This window comes from Lentzea sp. HUAS12 (assembly GCF_024125735.1).
GTDB classification, from domain to species: Bacteria; Actinomycetota; Actinomycetes; order Mycobacteriales; family Pseudonocardiaceae; genus Lentzea; species Lentzea albida.
Window position 1 is genome coordinate 7,018,071 of record NZ_CP099738.1, and the last position, 15,928, is coordinate 7,033,998.

The 15,928-nt window shown below is 68.4% G+C and carries 18 protein-coding genes, 2 tRNA genes and 1 pseudogene; 8 read left to right on the forward strand and 13 right to left on the reverse strand.

Annotated features, from left to right (window positions below; translation table 11 throughout):
* Window positions 1–55 precede the first annotated feature (55 nt).
* Window positions 56–2,059 (forward strand): Stk1 family PASTA domain-containing Ser/Thr kinase, encoded by a 2,004-nt coding sequence (gene pknB, locus ND450_RS32435; RefSeq protein WP_253322175.1) that lies wholly within the window; start codon window positions 56–58, stop codon window positions 2,057–2,059.
* A 67-nt stretch (window positions 2,060–2,126) separates the two neighbouring features.
* Here pknB and ND450_RS32440 read toward each other — a convergent pair whose 3' ends face one another.
* Entirely contained in the window at window positions 2,127–2,768 is a 642-nt protein-coding gene (locus ND450_RS32440) for an aminodeoxychorismate/anthranilate synthase component II (RefSeq protein ID WP_253322176.1), read from the reverse strand.
* Window positions 2,769–2,845: 77 nt separating this feature from the next.
* On the opposite strand from ND450_RS32440, the gene ND450_RS32445 reads away from it, so the two are divergent.
* The 3 genes from ND450_RS32445 to ND450_RS32455 all read left to right on the forward strand — a co-directional run bounded on the left by ND450_RS32445 (window position 2,846) and on the right by ND450_RS32455 (window position 5,159).
* Window positions 2,846–4,189 carry an FAD-dependent oxidoreductase gene (locus ND450_RS32445; RefSeq protein ID WP_253322177.1) on the forward strand — a complete coding sequence of 448 codons (1,344 nt, stop codon included), beginning with the start codon at window positions 2,846–2,848 and terminating at the stop codon, window positions 4,187–4,189.
* Between the two features lie 104 nt (window positions 4,190–4,293).
* Window positions 4,294–4,707 carry a hypothetical protein gene (locus ND450_RS32450; protein ID WP_253322178.1) on the forward strand — a complete coding sequence of 138 codons (414 nt, stop codon included), beginning with the start codon at window positions 4,294–4,296 and terminating at the stop codon, window positions 4,705–4,707.
* Window positions 4,704–5,159, forward strand: coding sequence for a hypothetical protein (locus ND450_RS32455; protein WP_253322179.1), 456 nt, complete (start codon window positions 4,704–4,706; stop codon window positions 5,157–5,159). The genes ND450_RS32450 and ND450_RS32455 overlap by 4 nt, the downstream gene beginning before the upstream one ends.
* Here the strand turns inward: ND450_RS32455 and ND450_RS32460 are convergent.
* Together ND450_RS32460 and ND450_RS32465 are read right to left on the reverse strand one after the other, a co-directional pair.
* Window positions 5,146–5,301 (reverse strand): hypothetical protein, encoded by a 156-nt coding sequence (locus ND450_RS32460; RefSeq protein ID WP_089928321.1) that lies wholly within the window; start codon window positions 5,299–5,301, stop codon window positions 5,146–5,148. The genes ND450_RS32455 and ND450_RS32460 overlap by 14 nt on opposite strands.
* Window positions 5,301–6,482, reverse strand: coding sequence for a class E sortase (locus ND450_RS32465; RefSeq protein WP_253322180.1), 1,182 nt, complete (start codon window positions 6,480–6,482; stop codon window positions 5,301–5,303). The genes ND450_RS32460 and ND450_RS32465 overlap by 1 nt, the downstream gene beginning before the upstream one ends.
* A 210-nt stretch (window positions 6,483–6,692) precedes the next feature.
* Between ND450_RS32465 and crgA the strand changes: the two genes are divergently transcribed.
* Together crgA and ND450_RS32475 are read left to right on the forward strand one after the other, a co-directional pair.
* Window positions 6,693–6,959 (forward strand): cell division protein CrgA, encoded by a 267-nt coding sequence (gene crgA, locus ND450_RS32470; RefSeq protein ID WP_089928319.1) that lies wholly within the window; start codon window positions 6,693–6,695, stop codon window positions 6,957–6,959.
* Between the two features lie 233 nt (window positions 6,960–7,192).
* Entirely contained in the window at window positions 7,193–7,588 is a 396-nt protein-coding gene (locus ND450_RS32475; RefSeq protein ID WP_253322181.1) for a PH domain-containing protein, read from the forward strand.
* 1 nt (window position 7,589) lies between these two features.
* Here the strand turns inward: ND450_RS32475 and ND450_RS32480 are convergent, their stop codons facing one another.
* Complete coding sequence (locus ND450_RS32480; protein ID WP_253322182.1) at window positions 7,590–8,513, reverse strand: rhomboid family intramembrane serine protease; 924 nt, start codon at window positions 8,511–8,513, stop codon at window positions 7,590–7,592.
* Window positions 8,510–9,058 carry a peptidylprolyl isomerase gene (locus ND450_RS32485; protein WP_253322183.1) on the reverse strand — a complete coding sequence of 183 codons (549 nt, stop codon included), beginning with the start codon at window positions 9,056–9,058 and terminating at the stop codon, window positions 8,510–8,512. The genes ND450_RS32480 and ND450_RS32485 overlap by 4 nt, the downstream gene beginning before the upstream one ends.
* Window positions 9,059–9,151: 93 nt before the next feature.
* Here ND450_RS32485 and ND450_RS32490 point away from each other — a divergent pair, with 93 nt between their 5' ends.
* Window positions 9,152–9,718, forward strand: coding sequence for a hypothetical protein (locus ND450_RS32490; protein ID WP_253322184.1), 567 nt, complete (start codon window positions 9,152–9,154; stop codon window positions 9,716–9,718).
* Window position 9,719: 1 nt separating this feature from the next.
* Here ND450_RS32490 and ND450_RS32495 read toward each other — a convergent pair whose 3' ends face one another.
* Entirely contained in the window at window positions 9,720–10,253 is a 534-nt protein-coding gene (locus ND450_RS32495; RefSeq protein WP_253322185.1) for a DUF2020 domain-containing protein, read from the reverse strand.
* Window positions 10,254–10,363: 110 nt separating this feature from the next.
* On the opposite strand from ND450_RS32495, the gene ND450_RS32500 reads away from it, so the two are divergent.
* Window positions 10,364–10,759 (forward strand): DoxX family protein, encoded by a 396-nt coding sequence (locus tag ND450_RS32500; protein ID WP_089928310.1) that lies wholly within the window; start codon window positions 10,364–10,366, stop codon window positions 10,757–10,759.
* A gap of 247 nt (window positions 10,760–11,006) precedes the next feature.
* On the opposite strand, the gene ND450_RS32505 is transcribed toward ND450_RS32500, so the two are convergent.
* From ND450_RS32505 to gyrA, 7 genes and pseudogenes are all read right to left on the reverse strand, one after another.
* Complete coding sequence (locus ND450_RS32505; RefSeq protein WP_253322186.1) at window positions 11,007–11,429, reverse strand: hypothetical protein; 423 nt, start codon at window positions 11,427–11,429, stop codon at window positions 11,007–11,009.
* The gene (locus ND450_RS32510; RefSeq protein WP_253322187.1) at window positions 11,396–11,695 is read right to left on the reverse strand and encodes a hypothetical protein; all 300 of its coding nucleotides are present in this window, start codon (window positions 11,693–11,695) and stop codon (window positions 11,396–11,398) included. Before ND450_RS32510 ends, ND450_RS32505 begins: the two co-directional genes overlap by 34 nt.
* A gap of 163 nt (window positions 11,696–11,858) precedes the next feature.
* Window positions 11,859–11,931 (reverse strand) — tRNA-Ala (locus ND450_RS32515).
* Window positions 11,932–11,971: 40 nt separating this feature from the next.
* Window positions 11,972–12,091: pseudogene (locus ND450_RS32520) on the reverse strand (DLW-39 family protein); the annotation flags it as partial.
* A 134-nt stretch (window positions 12,092–12,225) separates the two neighbouring features.
* Window positions 12,226–12,299: transfer RNA gene (locus ND450_RS32525), tRNA-Ile, on the reverse strand.
* Window positions 12,300–12,373: 74 nt separating this feature from the next.
* Window positions 12,374–12,985 (reverse strand): DUF3566 domain-containing protein, encoded by a 612-nt coding sequence (locus ND450_RS32530; RefSeq protein ID WP_245786736.1) that lies wholly within the window; start codon window positions 12,983–12,985, stop codon window positions 12,374–12,376.
* 388 nt (window positions 12,986–13,373) lie between these two features.
* Window positions 13,374–15,917, reverse strand: coding sequence for a DNA gyrase subunit A (gyrA, locus tag ND450_RS32535; RefSeq protein ID WP_253322188.1), 2,544 nt, complete (start codon window positions 15,915–15,917; stop codon window positions 13,374–13,376).
* Window positions 15,918–15,928 lie beyond the last annotated feature (11 nt).

Consider the following 15,928-nt stretch of genomic DNA (forward strand, 5'->3'; position numbering starts at 1 on the left):
GCAAGACCAGAACCGATTTGGGAACACCGTCGACGAGGAGCGGGACGAAGCACCGATGAGCACTCCGCGACTGCTCTCAAACCGCTACGAACTGGGCGAGACCCTCGGGTACGGCGGCATGTCCGAGGTCCACAAGGGGCGGGACGTCCGCCTCGGCCGGGACGTGGCGATCAAGGTGCTGCGAGCCGATCTCGCCCGCGACTCCCAGTTCCAGGAACGCTTCCGCCGTGAGGCGCAGAACTCCGCCGCCCTGAACCACCCGGCGATCGTCGCCGTCTACGACACAGGTGAGACGCAGACCGAGTACGGCCCGCTGCCGTACATCGTGATGGAGTTCGTCGACGGGCGAACGCTGCGCGACATCGTGAAGACGCAGGGCCCGCTGTCGGGCAAGCGCGCGATGGAGGTCATGGCCGACGTGTCGGCCGCGCTCGACTTCAGCCACCGGCACGGCATCGTGCACCGGGACGTGAAGCCGGCGAACGTGATGATCACGAAGTCCGGCGCCGTGAAGGTGATGGACTTCGGCATCGCCCGTGCGCTGCACGACGGCCAGGCCGCGGTCACCCAGACCGCGGCGGTCATCGGCACCGCCCAGTACCTGTCGCCGGAGCAGGCGCGCGGCGAGTCCGTCGACGCCCGTTCCGACGTCTACGCGGCCGGCTGCGTGCTGTTCGAACTGCTGACCGGCGAGCCGCCCTTCACCGGCGACTCCCCCGTCGCGGTCGCGTACCAGCACGTCCGGGAGGACCCGAAGGCACCGTCGCAGCTCAACCCCAAGGTGTCGCCGCAGCTCGACGCGATCGTGCTGAAGGCGATGTCGAAGGGCCCGGCGAACCGCTACCAGTCGGCGGCGGAGATGCGCGCCGACCTGGTGCGCGTGCTGTCGGGACAGCGCCCGTCCGCGCCCGCCGTGATGACGGCCGAGGACCGCACCGCCGTGATGAACGAGCAGGCGGCCGCCCGTCCCGCGCGCACGCAGGTCGTGTCCGGTGGCAGGCACCGCCCGGCGGCGTTGAAGTCGGAACCGGACGACGCCTACGACCCGCTCGCCGACGAGGAAGAAGAGCGTCGCGCGAGGCGCAAGAAGGCGCTCATGGTCACGTTGGTCGTGATCCTGTGCGTGGCCGTGCTCGGCCTCGCCGCGTGGATCACCGCGAACGTGATGGACAAGAGTTCCGGTGCGCCGGAGAAGGCCACGGTCCCGTCGATCGTCGGACTGAGCCCGCTCGAGGCCAAGGACAAGATCAGGAACGCCGGTCTCGTGGCCGTCCAGGAGGACGTGGCCTGCGAGCCCGGTGCCGGTGGCGCCCCCGCGAAGTGCAACGCCGACCAGATCAACAAGGTCATCGGCACGAACCCGCCGGAGGGCACCCAGGTCTCGAAGGGCGGCCAGGTCACCATCTCCGTCGGCGCGCCTCCCGGTGAGGGCACCGTCCCCGACCTGAAGGGCAAGACCCCGGCGGAGGCCCAGGCGATCCTCGACAAGGACCCGAACGGCTTCAAGCTGGAGCAGGCCGCCGAGACCGTCGCGGTCGACGACGCGAGCAAGGCAGGCAAGGTCGCGCAGCAGAACCCCGACGTCGGCGTGAAGCTGAAGAAGGGCAGCACGATCACCATCCAGCTCGGCAAGGCGCCGGACAAGGTGAACGTGCCCGGCGTGGTGAACAGCGACGAGGACGACGCCCGCCAGACGCTGGAGGGTTCCGGCTTCACCGTGCAGATCGAGCAGGTCGACAGCGCCCGGCCCGCCGGCACGGTCCTGTCGCAGACACCCGGCGCCAACAGCAAGGTCGACAAGGGCACGACCGTCACGCTGAAGGTCTCCAAGGGCAACCAGATCGAAATGCCCGACCTGGTCGGCCTCGACCAGAGGACCGCCGAGAACAAGCTGAAGTCGCTGGGCTGGAACGGTTCCTTCAACGTGCAGAAGGAGTCCACCACGGACCCGACGAAGCGCGATCAGGTGCTCTCGCAGCAGCCGGCGAAGGGCACGGCGATCACGAAGGGCACGGCGGTCACCGTGACCGTCGGCTCGCTGGGGATCGGCGGCAGTTAGCACGCAGGACGTGGAAAAGGGCGGCTCCCACTGCGGGAGCCGCCCTTTTTCGTGCTCGTACCGCTCGTCAGAGGCGCGCGGCCGCGGCGAGCGTGCGCATGCCGTTCTCGAGCTGCGCGACCGTGGACTCGGGGACCTCGAACCCGCACACCTTCAGCCAGTTGGCGAGCATGCGGTGGCCGCCGTCGGTCAGCACGGACTCGGGGTGGAACTGCACGCCCTCGACCGGCAGTTCCCGGTGGCGCATCGCCATCACGATGCCGGTCTCGGTCTTGCCGGTGACCTCGAACTCCGCCGGGATCGTCTCCGGCAGCACCGTGAGCGAGTGGTACCGGGTCGCGATGAACGGCTGCGGCACGCCCGCGAGGACACCGTGGCCCTCGTGGAAGACGATGCTCGTCTTGCCGTGCAGCAACTCGGGGGCACGATCCACCGTGCCGCCCCACACCACGCCGATGGCCTGGTGGCCGAGACACACGCCGAAGACGGGTTTGCCGATGTCGGCACACTTCTTGATGACGTCGACGCTCGCGCCCGCGCGCTCCGGTGTCCCGGGCCCCGGGCTGACGAGGACGCCGTCGACCTGGTCGATCTCGTTGAGGTCCACCTCGTCGTTGCGCCGCACGACGCACTCCGCACCCAGCTGGGCCAGGTACTGGACGATGTTGTAGACGAAGCTGTCGTAGTTGTCGACCACGAGCACGCGCATGGAGGAAGCCTAGTCTGTCGCGTCGAGTGAGTTAGCTCTCGTCTTCACCTAGGTAAGGCTACCCTAAAATAGGTGTCATGAGTCGCCCCTTGCGCGTCGCCATCGTCGGCGCCGGACCGGCCGGCGTGTACGCCGCCGACATCCTGACCAAGTCCGACGTCGACGCGCAGATCGACCTGTTCGAGAAGCTGCCTGCGCCCTACGGTCTCGTCCGCTACGGCGTGGCGCCCGACCACCCCCGCATCAAGGGGATCGTCGGCGCTCTGCAGAAGGTGCTCGACCGGCCGTCGGTCCGCTTCTTCGGCAACGTCGAGTACGGCGTCGACATCAAGCTCGACGACCTGCGGCAGTTCTACGACGCCGTCATCTTCTCGACCGGCGCCTCGGCCGACCGCGCCCTCGACATCCCCGGCATCGACCTGCCGGGCAGCTACGGCGCCGCCGACTTCGTCTCCTGGTACGACGGCCACCCGGACGTCCCGCGCACCTGGCCGCTCGAGGCCAGTTCCGTCGCGGTGCTCGGCGTCGGCAACGTCGCTCTGGACGTGGCCCGCATCCTCGCGAAGACCGCCGACGAACTGCTGGTCACCGAGATCCCGCAGAACGTCTACGAGGGCCTCAAGTCCTCGCCGGTCACCGACGTGCACGTCTTCGGCCGCCGCGGCCCGGCCCAGGCCAAGTTCACGCCCCTCGAACTGCGCGAGCTCGACCACTCGCCGAACGTCGAGGTGATCGTGCACGCCGAGGGCATCGAGTTCGACGAGGCCTCGATGGTCGCGATCAGGACCAACAAGCAGGTCGAGATGATCGTGAAGACCCTCCAGGAGTGGGCGATCCGCGACGTCGGCACCCGCCCGCGCCGCCTGCACCTGCACTTCCTCGAAGCGCCGGTCGAGGTCCTCGGCTCCGATCACGTCACCGGCCTGCGCACCGAGACCCAGGAGCTCACCGGTGACGGCAACGTCCACGGCACCGGCGTCTTCACCGACTGGGACGTCCAGGCCGTCTACCGCGCCGTCGGCTACCTCTCGACGCACCTGACCGACATCCCGTTCGACCACGTCTCGGGCACGATCCCCCACCTGGCGGGCCGTGTGCTGGACCTCGACGAGGTCCCCATGCCCGGCGTCTACACGACCGGCTGGATCAAGCGCGGCCCGATCGGCCTCATCGGCCACACCAAGGGCGACGCCCTGGAGACCATCACGAGCCTGCTGGAGGACGCGGCCGCACTCCCCCTCGCCACGTCGCCGTCGCCGGACGCGGTGGTCGAGTTCCTCACGCAGCGCGGCGTGCCGTTCGTGACCAACGAGGGCTGGAGCCGCCTCGACGCGCACGAGATCGCCCTCGGCGCCGCGCACGGCCGTGAGCGCGTGAAGGTCGTCTCGCGCGAGGAGATGACCACCGTCTCGAACGGCTGAACGGCTTGAACGGCTGAACGCCGTTCCTCGATGAAGCCGCCATCGCGTGTGGGCGCGATGGCGGTTTCACTTATTTCGGTCGCGGCCGTGCGGACACTGGTTCCGTGAACGCCGAACTCCGCAACCGCTTGCTCGCCTGTGACCTGCCGGTGGCGGGCGTCGAGTCGCCCGCGGTGGCCGAGCTGGCAGGAGAGGCGCCGACGCAGCTCCGCTCGGAAGACGCCACGGCGCTCTTCGGCCGCGTGGTCGCCGAGCTCGGGCTCCCCCGGCTGACACTCGAGCAGGCCGACTGGATCGGGTATCGCGGGATCGCCCTGGACGTGATCAGCGGCAAGATCACCCCCGATCACTGGTCGTGCTGCGTGGCGTCGGTGGGCGCGCTCGGACGCAGTGCCGAGGTCGCCGCGCTGAGCGCCCGCGCGTTCCTCGACCCCGACGAGGTGGCCGACGAGGTGCTCGCGCTGGCCCGCGACCTCGTCCGGGTCGCCGACGAACGGATCAGGGGGTGGACGTCGTGACCACCGAACTCGACGAGCGGCTGCTGCGCCTGCACGTGCTGGGGGCCGACGGCTCGCTCGACCCGGAACGGGCGGTGTGGACTGCCTGCGACCTGCTGATCGCGGGCCTCGACACCCCGGCGTTGTGCGAGCTCGCCGGCGAGTCGCCGACGCGGCTGGAGGCGGGCGACGCCGCCGCGCTGGTCCGGCAGGTGGTCGTCGAGCTCGGCCACACGCCGATGACCCACGACGAGGCGAACTGGTTCCTCGGCCGCGAGACCGCCCGCAAGATCGTGGCGGGCGCGCCGCGGGCCGAGTGGGAGGACGCGACCTGGCGGATCACCATCGAGGTCAACGACGAGCAGGACGGCGTCTTCTGGGCGTTGGCCAGGTACGACACCGACCCCGAGCCGTTCCTCGGCTACGCGCGCGAGTACCTGCGACGAGCCGAGGAGCAGCTCACTCGGTGGTGACGTTGTTGAACGGCAGCAGCGGCTCCGCCCACGGGAACACCACGAACATCAGCAGCGCCACGATGCCGACGACCAGCACGACGGCCTCGGCGATCCGCAGGTACAGCGGGCCCGGCAGGTGCCGCCAGATCCAGCCGTACATCAGGCCTCCGTCATCTCGGGCGGCACGAAGCCGTCGGCCACCGGGTAGCTCTTGGTCTCGATGGCGTGCACGATCAGGCGCTGCTTGTCGGAGAAGCGCGGGTGGCAGGTCGTCAGGGTGAGCAGACGGGCCTGCTTGTCGGCGGGGACGGCGGCGCCCACCTGGTGCGGGATCGGGGCGATGACCTCGCCCTGGGTCGGGGCGACGATCTCCTGGCCGACGGTCTTCGCGTAGGCGTCGCCCAGCGTCGTCGAGAGCGGCGCGACGCCGGCGCAGGCCGCTTCCTTCGACTTCGGGTTCGAAGCCCAGCCCGCCACCTCGCTGCTCATCGGAAGCACGCGGTAGACGAACCACTGGGTCTGGGTCTGCACGACGATCGAGTTGCACGACTCGAGCAGGTCGAGGTCGTTGAACGGCGCGCCCTTGCCGACGCGGTGGCCCGCGATGGAGAAGTTGCCCGCCTCGCCCGGCTGCGCGGTGTCCTTGTAGTGGCCGGGGCCGATCTCGAGGTGCTTGTCCGTGGTGCCCTCGACGACGGAGAACTTCCAGTCGTTGCCGAACACCGGGATGTACATCTTCGCGAAGGCCTTGCCCTCGATGAGGTTGAGCTTCGACTGCCGGTTCGGGTCGGCCGGGGGCGGCGTGACGACGTTCGAGCTCCACTCGGAGTCGAGCGCGGCGGTCGCGTCCTCCTGCTTGCCCGCGGAGAGCAGGTCGGTCACGTAGACCTCGTAGACGACGAACAGCAGCACGACGAGGCCCATCGTGATGAGCGCCTCACCGAAGCCGCGCACCGCCTTGCGGCCGAAGCTCTCGGGCGGCAGTTCGTCCTTGGCCGGCTCGTCGTCGTAGTACTCGTCGTCGTAATCGTCGTAGTCGTCCTCGACGCGCGGGATCACCTCGGTGGGCGGGTCGACCGGGCGGGGACGCGGCGGCATCGGGCGGCGCGGCATGCCCTGCGGCGGGGTTCCGGGCGGCGGACCGGGACGGCCCGGCTGCGGCATTCCGCGCGCGGGCGTGCCGGGCGCGGGGGTCTGGAAGGGCTGGCCCGGCTGGCCGAAGGACGGCGGGCCCTGGCGGTGCCGGGGCGGCGCGTTCGGGGGAAGGCTTCCGGAGAAAGCGCTGGTGAACTGCGTTGCTTCCGGCGGAGGCAGCGGGCGGGCAGAAGGAGTGGGCCGCACCTGCTGAAGGTCGTCACGACGGGGTGCAGGACGCCGTGGAGGCGGCTGCTGCGGTCCCGAGTTCACCTGAGAACCTCCGCGCGCACTGTGAACTGAAAACAACTGCGTCTACAAGGATGGTTCGCTGACCACCATCGCTACGTTAACGTGTCTCCTGAGTAGTGCACGTAAACTCGCGTCACTCACGGATACACGTCAGGCGAGGACAGCATGCCCAAGTCCAAGGTCCGGAAGAAGGCGGTCTACACCGCACCCACTGACCGCCGCACGCCGGTCAAGGTCAAGGCAGCGGGGCCGTCTCACCCGGTCTACGTCGCCGTCATGCTCGGCTTCATGCTGCTGGGCCTCTCTTGGCTGGTCGTCAACTACATCGCGGCCGAGAAGATCCCGTTCATGCTCGAACTGGGCGCGTGGAACTTCGCCATCGGCTTCGCGCTGATGATCATCGGTCTGCTGATGACGATGCGCTGGCGCTAGGTGCGCGCCGGCTCACAGTTCGTACAGGTCGGCCCGGACGTCACACGTCCGGGCCGACCTTTGTTCGCACCAGGTTCACCCGGTTCATCCGGGCGTCACCGAAGCACACAGCTGTAAGTCATCCCCATTGGGGACAAGTCCTGTGGACAACTTTGCACCAAAATGCACAAGCGACGGTTTTCCCTCTTAAGGACCCGTTCGGTTGTCCACATTCATGCGGCACACTCGACAGTGTGACTCGCACCTGGTCCACCCCCGCCCCACTGGTCGCCGTCGGGTGGGTCGCCGCCGCCGCCCTCGCCCTCGCGACGCTGCTCGCCGACGACAACGCGGGCCGTCTGCTCATCGGGCTGGCAACGCTGCTGGTCAGCTACCTCGCGGCGTTCGCGTCGATCGCCAGGCCGAGGCTCACGGCGGACGCGGACGGGCTCGCCGTGCGCGGGTTCGCGAGCACGACGCTGCTGCCGTGGCACGAGGTGAAGGTCAAGCTGCAGACCACCCGCCGCCTCGGCAGGGAACAGCAGACGCTGGAACTCGACGCCGACGACCGGCTCGTGGTGCTCACGAGACTGGACCTCGGCGCCGATCCCGAAGAAGTCGCCGGAGTTCTGCACGCACTGCGCCCGTGAATCAGTTCGGGCCGCACGTCCTGGCGTACTCGAGGACGAGTTCCGCTGCCGTGTCGAGTTCGGTGGAGCGCAATGCGAACATGCCGCCGAGCAACAGGACCGCCGCCACCACGGCGCCGATCTGGTAGGCGTTGCGGTTCTCCCGCGGCGCCCTGACCATCGCGAGCGTCAGCAGGCCACCGATGACGAACCCGCCGAGGTGCCCGAGCAGCGAGGCGTTGGTGAAGAGGTTCGACACCAGGTTGATGCCGACGACCACGAGGATCGTGGAGATGTCCCGCTTCTGCCGCTTGAACACGATCAGCAGCGCGCCCATCAGGCCGAACACCGCGCCGGACGCGCCGGCGAGCTGCTGGCAGACGGTGCCGAAGTAGAACGCCGCCGCGCTGCCGCCGAGCAGCGACAGCAGGTACACGGCGCTGTACCGCAGCTTGCCGAGCTCCTGCTCGACCACGGGGCCGACCACGAAGAGCGCGGCCATGTTGAGCGCGAGGTGGATCAGGCCGAAGTGCATGAAGCCCGACGTGAAGACGCGCCACCACTCACCGTTGGCGGTGAGCTCCGGGATCATCGACGTCGCCGTGAACAGCCCCGAACGCTGGTTGTTCATCGGGCTGCCGGACTGGACGACCGTCACCACGTACGCGAGCACGTTGAGCGCGATCATCACCTGAGTGATGACCGGACGGCCGTTCGAGAGCACCGCGCCCGCGGAGGTGCGGGCCTGGCGGACCGAGCGGGCGCCCTCGTTGACGCAGTCGACGCACTGCATGCCGACCGAGGCGTCGCGCAGGCACTCCGGACACGCCGGGCGCTCGCACCTGGTGCAGCGCAGCCGGGTGGGCCGATCGGCATGACGTGCGCAGACCGGGGTTTCCGGCTCCGCTCCGATCGGCCCTTCCGGTGGCACTTGTGCGTTGCTCACGCGCGTTCGATCGTGATCCGCTCGATCTTGATGTCGTTGACCGGACGGTCGCCCGCGCCGGTCGTGGTGTTGCCGATCGCGTCGACGACGTCGCGCGACTCCTGGTCTGCGACCTCACCGAAGATCGTGTGCTTGAAGTTCAGCCACGTCGTCGGCGCCACGGTGACGAAGAACTGGGAGCCGTTGGTGTTGGGCCCGGCGTTCGCCATCGCGAGCAGGTAGGGCTTGTTGAACTGCAGTTCGGGATGGAACTCGTCCGCGAAGCGGTAGCCGGGGCCACCGCGGCCGGTGCCCGTCGGGTCACCGGTCTGGAGCATGAAGCCCGCGATGACGCGGTGGAACAGGGTGCCGTCGTAGAACGGACCCGAGTTCGTGCCGCTCGCGTTCGCCTCGGTGTAGTCCCGGGTGCCCTCGGCGAGCCCGACGAAGTTCGCCACCGTCTTGGGGGCGTGGTCGGGGAACAGGTTGATGCGGATGTCGCCCTGCGTGGTGTGCAGGGTCGCCGTCACCTTGGTCCCGACGAAGGATTCGTTGCTGTCAGCCACCACCCCATCGTGCCATCACAGGCGCCGATGTTCAGAAAGGGGCACGATGGGTACCTCTATCTCATCACCGGACGACAACGTGTGGAGCAGAGGATGGACGAGGTGGACGTCATGACCCGAGCCGGCGAGAACGTGGGCAAGGCTGTCGGCACCGGTCTGAAGGCCGCGCGTCAGGGTGTCGTTCGCGCTGGTCACGTCGCGGAGGCCAAGCTGGCCGACCGCGGCATCACAGCCGACCAGGTTCGCGGCGCACTCGTCGAGCGAGCTGACACGCTCATGGGCAAGGCCGAGGACTGGGAGAAGCAGACCCGTCGCTCCCGCAAGCGCCTCGCGAAGAAGAGCGCGAAGACCCGCGCGGACCTCGTGTCCAAGGCCGAGGTCGTGCGCAAGGAAGTGAAGAAGGCGGCCAAGCACGCTCGCAAGGACGCGAAGGTGCGCGCCAAGGAGATCCGCAAGGCCGCGGCCCAGCTCGGTGCCGACGCACCGAAGCGCCGCCGCTGGCCGTGGGTGCTGGGCCTCCTGGTCGCGGCGGCCGCGGCGGGCTACGTCGCGATGACGCGCCGGCCGCAGGAGGTGTACCTGCAGGAGGAGGAGCAGGCCCCGCACGCGGAGCCCGTCCTCAACGGTCAGGTTCCGAGCCAGAAGGAACCGGTCAAGTAGTTCAGAGCTTCAGGCCCTTGATCGCCTCTTCCGCGATCCTGCGGGCCTTGATCGACTGCTTCTGGTTGCTCGTGACCACGACAGCGGCGTCGCTCTTCGCCACGGCGTAGACGACGCCGCTGTCGCCGTTCACGTACCCCCCGGTCCACCCGGTGGGCGAGTTCGCGGGCTGTGAACCGTCCGGCGCCGCCTCGTTCACGATCGTCTTCGCAACGCGTTCGTCACCCACGTACACGCGCACGGTCAGCTGGATCTCCGTCGCGTTGGCGTAGAAGAAGCACGCCGGGTGGGGTTCGTCCGTTGACAGTTTCACTTTGGGCACGAGCTGACCGTTGGCCTGCGCGACGAAAGCGGTCGCCAGGTACGGGCACGTGCCGTCCTTCGCGGGCTGGGGCGCGGGCGGCACGGTCGCAGCCGCGCTGGTCGTGGTGGTGACCTGCTGGGGCTGACCGGTCGGCACCGGAGAGGCGTGGCCGCCGACCGTGCCGCACGCGGCGAGGACGCCGAGCAGGGGCAGCAACAGTGCTCGTTTCATAGGGGCAACAGTCAACCAGATACGCGGAGCGACGGAACCGGCACACTCAGGATTGGTCCATACCTTTTGTGCCCTGTCCCCTGCCACCGCGCCCCGGAAGGACGTTGACCATGGAGTTCCTGGAGCAACGACGAGAGCACGCACTGGCACTGTTCCGCATCGTCATCGGCCTGCTCTTCGTCTTCCACGGCGTGCAGAAGATCTCGAAGGGAACCGAGTTGCTGTCGTGGCCCGGCGGGCCCGCGAGCCTGATCGAACTGATCGGCGGCGCTCTCGTCCTCATCGGCCTCTGGACGCGCTGGGCCGCGCTCATCAGCTCGGGCGCGATGGCCTACGCCTACTTCGTCGTCCACCAGCCGAAGGGCCTGCTGCCGATCCAGAACGGCGGCGAGCTGGCCGCGGTCTACTCCTGGGCGTTCCTGCTCCTGGTCTTCACGGGAGCCGGTGCCTGGAGCATCGACCACCTCCGCAAGAAGTCCGCCGAGAAGTCGCTCGCCACCGCGTGACGCGAGTGCGCTGATGCCCCGTTCCCAACGGCGCGAACAGGGGCTTCAGTCGGTCAGGTCGTGACGGCGGTGCGCCCCGACGCACTCCTCATCGTGCTGAGGTACCAGGAGCAGCGCGGCCGCCAGGAAGACGGCGGCCAGCACGACCCAGCCAGCAGCTTCTCCTCGGGGGCGATGCCGTACACGAGCCCCCACGACCCGGCCGAGCAGAGACCACTGTGGCCACCGCGAGCGGTCCGTCGTGGGGTCAGCGACGGCTCGAGACCGTGAGCACGCAGTTCAGCACGACCAGCACGGCGAACTGCCGGTCCCTGAGGACGGCGAACCGGGACGGCCCGGCCTTCGCGTTCCCGGCCGCGGGTTCGACCAGGTCCCGCGCACGACCTGGAGCGGAGAGCCACACCAGCAGACCGACGACGACCAGGGTGACCGACTCGGCCGCGAACCCGATCTGGAACGCCGACTTCGAGTCCACCAGCAGCACGAGGGCGCCGAGTCCTAGACCGGCCACCATCGCCGCGTTCGTCATCGACTTCACGACCGCGCGGTAGCGGACACGACGCTCCGCGGGCACCGTCCGGCCGACAATCGTCAGCACGCTCAGCAACGCCAGCGCGAGCCAGGGCCCGGAGACGATCACGGCGGCCGTCGCCGCACACTCATCGTCCACACCAGGAAGGCGTACAGGCGGTAGCCGTTCACCCGGTCCGCGAGGTGGCCGACCACGGGTCCGGAGACCAGGCCCAGGAATGCGGCCACGCTCATCCCCACGCCGTACAGCGCGGGGTCGAGATGAACGTGACGCACCAGGTAAAGCGCGAGCAACGAATACGACAGGCCTGTTCCCAGGTGCAGGATCGTGAGCGATACCGCGAGAACGCACTCCTGTTTTCCTGACAGCGCGTCGACGAGAACGGACTTGTTCAGCCGAGCCATTGCACACACCCCGTCAGCGCTGCGCCCTGCTCCGGCCGCTTCCTCGCGCCGCTGGGCCCGCCTGCGCCGACACGCTCCGCTTCGCGGACCGATGACCTGGAACTGACTCGGGCCGGCTGGTTCCGCGAAATGCGGAGCCACCCGGCCCGAGATGTGTGCACCGTGGAGACGAGGGGAATCGAACCCCTAACCCCCGCCTTGCAAAGGCGGTGCTCTGCCAATTGAGCTACGTCCCCGAGCCTGAGGGTGGTGAACCACCCGTCAGAGCGAAGATCAGTCGGTGGGAGCGGTGGCCTCGCGCCACAGGTCCGCGTCGGCCTTGGCCGAACGGCTGCGCTTCACGAAGAACAGGACCGCACCGGCGACCACGACGAGTGCGATGATCTTCTTAGCCACTCTGAACCCCTCCAAAGACAGTTGTGCCCCGACCTACCGGACCAGCCTACAGGCTTTGTGGGTCTCCAGCCGGGGCTCCGGAACTCGCATCCGGACAGAATCGAGATAGTGATTCGAGAGAGTTTCGAATCGAGTGGGCCTAGGAGGACTTGAACCTCCGACCTCTTCATTATCAGTGAAGCGCTCTAACCGCCTGAGCTATAGGCCCTCGATCAACTGTCACCCGCTCGGGGCGACGAGGAGAACCTTACAGGATCGTCCTCGCCGCTCCCAAATCGGGGGTCACTCTCGCTCGGAGAGCGTCAACTCCAAGCCACCGGCCAGATCCGCCGACACGTTGTAGACGAACGCGCCCACGGTCGCGAGGGCCGTGAACAGCACGATGTTGACGGCACCGATGATCGCCGAGACGCCGAACACGCGGCCGGCGCTGATCAGCGGTTCGCCCGGCTCGTTGGCCTGGAGCAGGTCGTTCGCGGTGCTGTTGATCTTGTCCCAGACGCCCATGCCGTGCAGCACGCCGTAGAGCACGCCGACCGCCACGAGCCAGACGAAGAACAGCGCGACGCCGAGCACCAGGGCGAGCTTGAGCACCGACCACGGGTCGACGCGCTTCACCTGCAGCGAGGCGCGGCGCGGGCCGCGACCGGGGCGGCGGGCCGACGGCGTGGACGCGGCGGGACGGGCACCGCCGTTGCCGAGGTTCACCGACGTCCGGCTGCTGCCGAGACCCGCGGGCACCGCCGAGCCCGTGACCACCGGCTTCTGCACCTTGACGGTGTCCGGGTCGGTCTGCGGGAAGGCCGGGGCCGGCTCGGACGGAACGGGCGGCGCGGCCGGAGCCGTGTACGTCTCGGTCGCGTCGTGCTGGCCGGCCTCCGTGTCGTTCGTCACGCGCTGCCAGGGCGGCGGCGCCGAGACGACGACAGGTTCGTCGGCGGTGGGGGCGGGAGTGGCTGCGGCGGTCGGAGCGGGAGTCGGCGGGGTGTCGATCGACACCGTCTTCTCCTCGACCGGGGTGGCCGCGGCCTTCTCGGCCGGCTTCTCCTGGGCCGGCGCGGCGGCCTCCGCCGCCTTCTCCGCCGACACGGGCTTGGTCTTGTCCTGCGCGGTTCCACCCGAGGAACCGGAGGCCGCTGCCGAATCCGCCTTCTCCGCGGGCTTGCTCGCGGACTTCTGGGGAGTCGGTTTGGTGATCACGGCGGTCTTGTCCGCGTCCCGACCTTCGCGGTTCTCGGGTGGAGTCACGAGCTTGTCCTTGACCTCTCGCTAGCGATTCCGGCTACTCGGCCGAGTCGGTGGGGGTGGCTGCCTGGTCGGCGGCAGAGTCCTCCGCGACAGACGTCTCACCGTTAGTGACGTCGCTGGGCTCGTCCGCGTTGCGTGCGACGGCGATCAAAGTGGTGCTCTCGCCGAGGTTCATCAGCCGCACGCCCTTCGTCTGCCGTCCAGCCTTGCGCACCTGCTCGGCCTTGGTCCTGATGACCCCGCCGGTCGAGGTGATGGCGTAGAGCTCGTCGTCCACGTCGACGATGAGCGCTCCGACCAGCCTGCCACGTCGGCGGTCGTGCTGAATGGTCAGCACACCCTTGCCGCCACGCCCCTGGACCGGGTAGTCCTCGATGGGCGTTCGCTTCGAGTACCCACCGTCCGTCGCGACCAAAACGAACAGACCTTCTTGGACGACACCGACGGAAAGCAGCTCGTCATCGGCGTTGAACCGCATGCCCTGCACGCCTGACGTGGCCCGGCCCATGGGGCGCAGCACGTCGTCGGTGGCGTGGAAGCGGATCGACTGGCCGTCGGCCGACACCATGAGCAGGTCGTCGTCCGCCGAGCACAGGACGGCGCCGACCAGCTCGTCGTCCTCGCGGAGGTTGATGCCGATAAGTCCACCCGATCGGTTGGAATCGAAGTCCGACAACTTGGACTTCTTGACCAAACCCTTCCGGGTGGCGAGCACCAGGTACGGCGACACGTCGTAGTTCTTGATCTGGATGACCTGCGCGATCTCCTCGTCCGGCTGGAAGGCGAGGAGGTTCGCGACGTGCTGGCCGCGGGCGTTGCGGTTCGCCTCGGGCAGTTCGTACGCCTTCGTGCGGTACACCCGGCCCTTGTTCGTGAAGAACAGGATCCAGTCGTGCGTCGAGCACACGAAGAAGTGCGCGACGATGTCGTCCTGCTTGAGCTGCGCGCCCTGAACGCCCTTGCCGCCGCGCTTCTGCGCCCGGTACAGGTCGGTCTTGGTGCGCTTGGCGTAGCCGGTGCGCGTGATCGTGACGACCACGTCCTCGACCGCGATCAGGTCCTCCATGGACACGTCGCCGTCGAACGGGATGATCTTCGTGCGGCGGTCGTCGCCGAACTTCTCCACGATCGCCGTGAGCTCGTCGCGGACGATCTTCCGCTGCCGCTCGGGCTTCTCGAGGATGTCCTTGAGGTCGGCGATCTCGAGCTCGATCTCGGCCAACTGGTCGATGATCTTCTGGCGCTCCAGGGCGGCGAGCCGGCGGAGCTGCATCTCCAGGATCGCGTTGGCCTGGATCTCGTCGACCGCGAGGAGCTCCATCAGGCCCGAGCGCGCGATGTCCGGCGTCTCGGACCGGCGGATCAGCGCGATCACCTCGTCGAGGTGGTCGAGCGCCTTCACCAGGCCGCGCAGGATGTGCGCGCGCTCCTCAGCCTTGCGCAGGCGGAACCTGGTCCGCCGCTGGATGACCTCGATCTGGTGCTTCACGTAGTGGCGGATCATCTGGTCGATCCGCAGCGTGCGCGGCACGCCGTCGACCAGCGCCAGCATGTTGACGCCGAACGAGTACTGCAGCTGGGTGTGCTTGTAGAGGTTGTTCAGCACGACCTTGGCCACCGCGTCGCGCTTGAGCGTGATCACGATGCGCATGCCGATGCGGCGGTTCGACTCGTCGGCGATGTTCGAGATGCCGGTGAGCTTCGCGTCGCGCACGAGCGAGGCGATGTTCTCGACCAGGTTGTCCGGGTTCACCTGGTACGGCAGCTCGGTGACGACCAGGATCGTGCGGCCCTTGGCGTCCTCGTCCATCTCGACGACCGCGCGCATGCGGACCGAGCCGCGGCCGGTGCGGTACGCGTCCTCGATGCCGGAGGTGCCGAGGATCTGGCCGTACGTCGGGAAGTCCGGGCCCTTGATCCTGGCGATCATGGCCTCGAGGGTCTCCTCGTCGGAGGCCTCGTGGTTGTCGAGCGCCCACACCACCGCGTCCGCCACCTCGCGGAGGTTGTGCGGCGGGATGTTGGTCGCCATGCCGACCGCGATGCCCGAGCTGCCGTTGATCAGCAGGTTCGGGATGCGCGACGGGAGGACGACCGGCTCCTGGATGCGGCCGTCGTAGTTGTCGCGGAAGTCGACGGTCTCTTCCTCGATGTCGGCCAGCATGTGCATGGCCAGCGGGGAGAGCCGGCACTCCGTGTACCGCATGGCGGCGGCGGGGTCGTTGCCCGGCGAGCCGAAGTTGCCCTGGCCCTGGATCAACGGGTAGCGCAGCGCCCACGGCTGGGCGAGACGCACCAACGCGTCGTAGATCGCCGAGTCACCGTGCGGGTGGTAGTTGCCCATCACGTCGCCGACGACGCGCGCGCACTTGTTGAAGCCGCGGTCGGGACGGAAGCCGGAGTCGAACATCGAGTACAGAACGCGGACGTGGACGGGCTTCAGCCCGTCGCGCACGTCCGGCAGCGCACGACCCACGATGACGGACATCGCGTAGTTGATGTACGAGTTCTGCATCTCCTGCTGGATCTCGACCGGCTCGATGCGGTCGTGGTCCGGCGGCAGAGTCGTCTCGGTCACTGTTCTCTTTC

Bases quoted from the DNA above. Each gene is read 5' to 3' on its own strand.
- pknB (WP_253322175.1), top strand. From the start codon at position 56: ATGAGCACTCCGCGACTGCTCTCAAACCGCTACGAACTGGGCGAGACC.
- ND450_RS32440 (WP_253322176.1), bottom strand. From the start codon at position 2,768: ATGCGCGTGCTCGTGGTCGACAACTACGACAGCTTCGTCTACAACATC.
- ND450_RS32445 (WP_253322177.1), top strand. From the start codon at position 2,846: ATGAGTCGCCCCTTGCGCGTCGCCATCGTCGGCGCCGGACCGGCCGGC.
- ND450_RS32460 (WP_089928321.1), bottom strand. From the start codon at position 5,301: ATGTACGGCTGGATCTGGCGGCACCTGCCGGGCCCGCTGTACCTGCGG.
- crgA (WP_089928319.1), top strand. From the start codon at position 6,693: ATGCCCAAGTCCAAGGTCCGGAAGAAGGCGGTCTACACCGCACCCACT.
- ND450_RS32490 (WP_253322184.1), top strand. From the start codon at position 9,152: ATGGACGAGGTGGACGTCATGACCCGAGCCGGCGAGAACGTGGGCAAG.
- ND450_RS32495 (WP_253322185.1), bottom strand. From the start codon at position 10,253: ATGAAACGAGCACTGTTGCTGCCCCTGCTCGGCGTCCTCGCCGCGTGC.
- ND450_RS32500 (WP_089928310.1), top strand. From the start codon at position 10,364: ATGGAGTTCCTGGAGCAACGACGAGAGCACGCACTGGCACTGTTCCGC.
- ND450_RS32510 (WP_253322187.1), bottom strand. From the start codon at position 11,695: ATGGCTCGGCTGAACAAGTCCGTTCTCGTCGACGCGCTGTCAGGAAAA.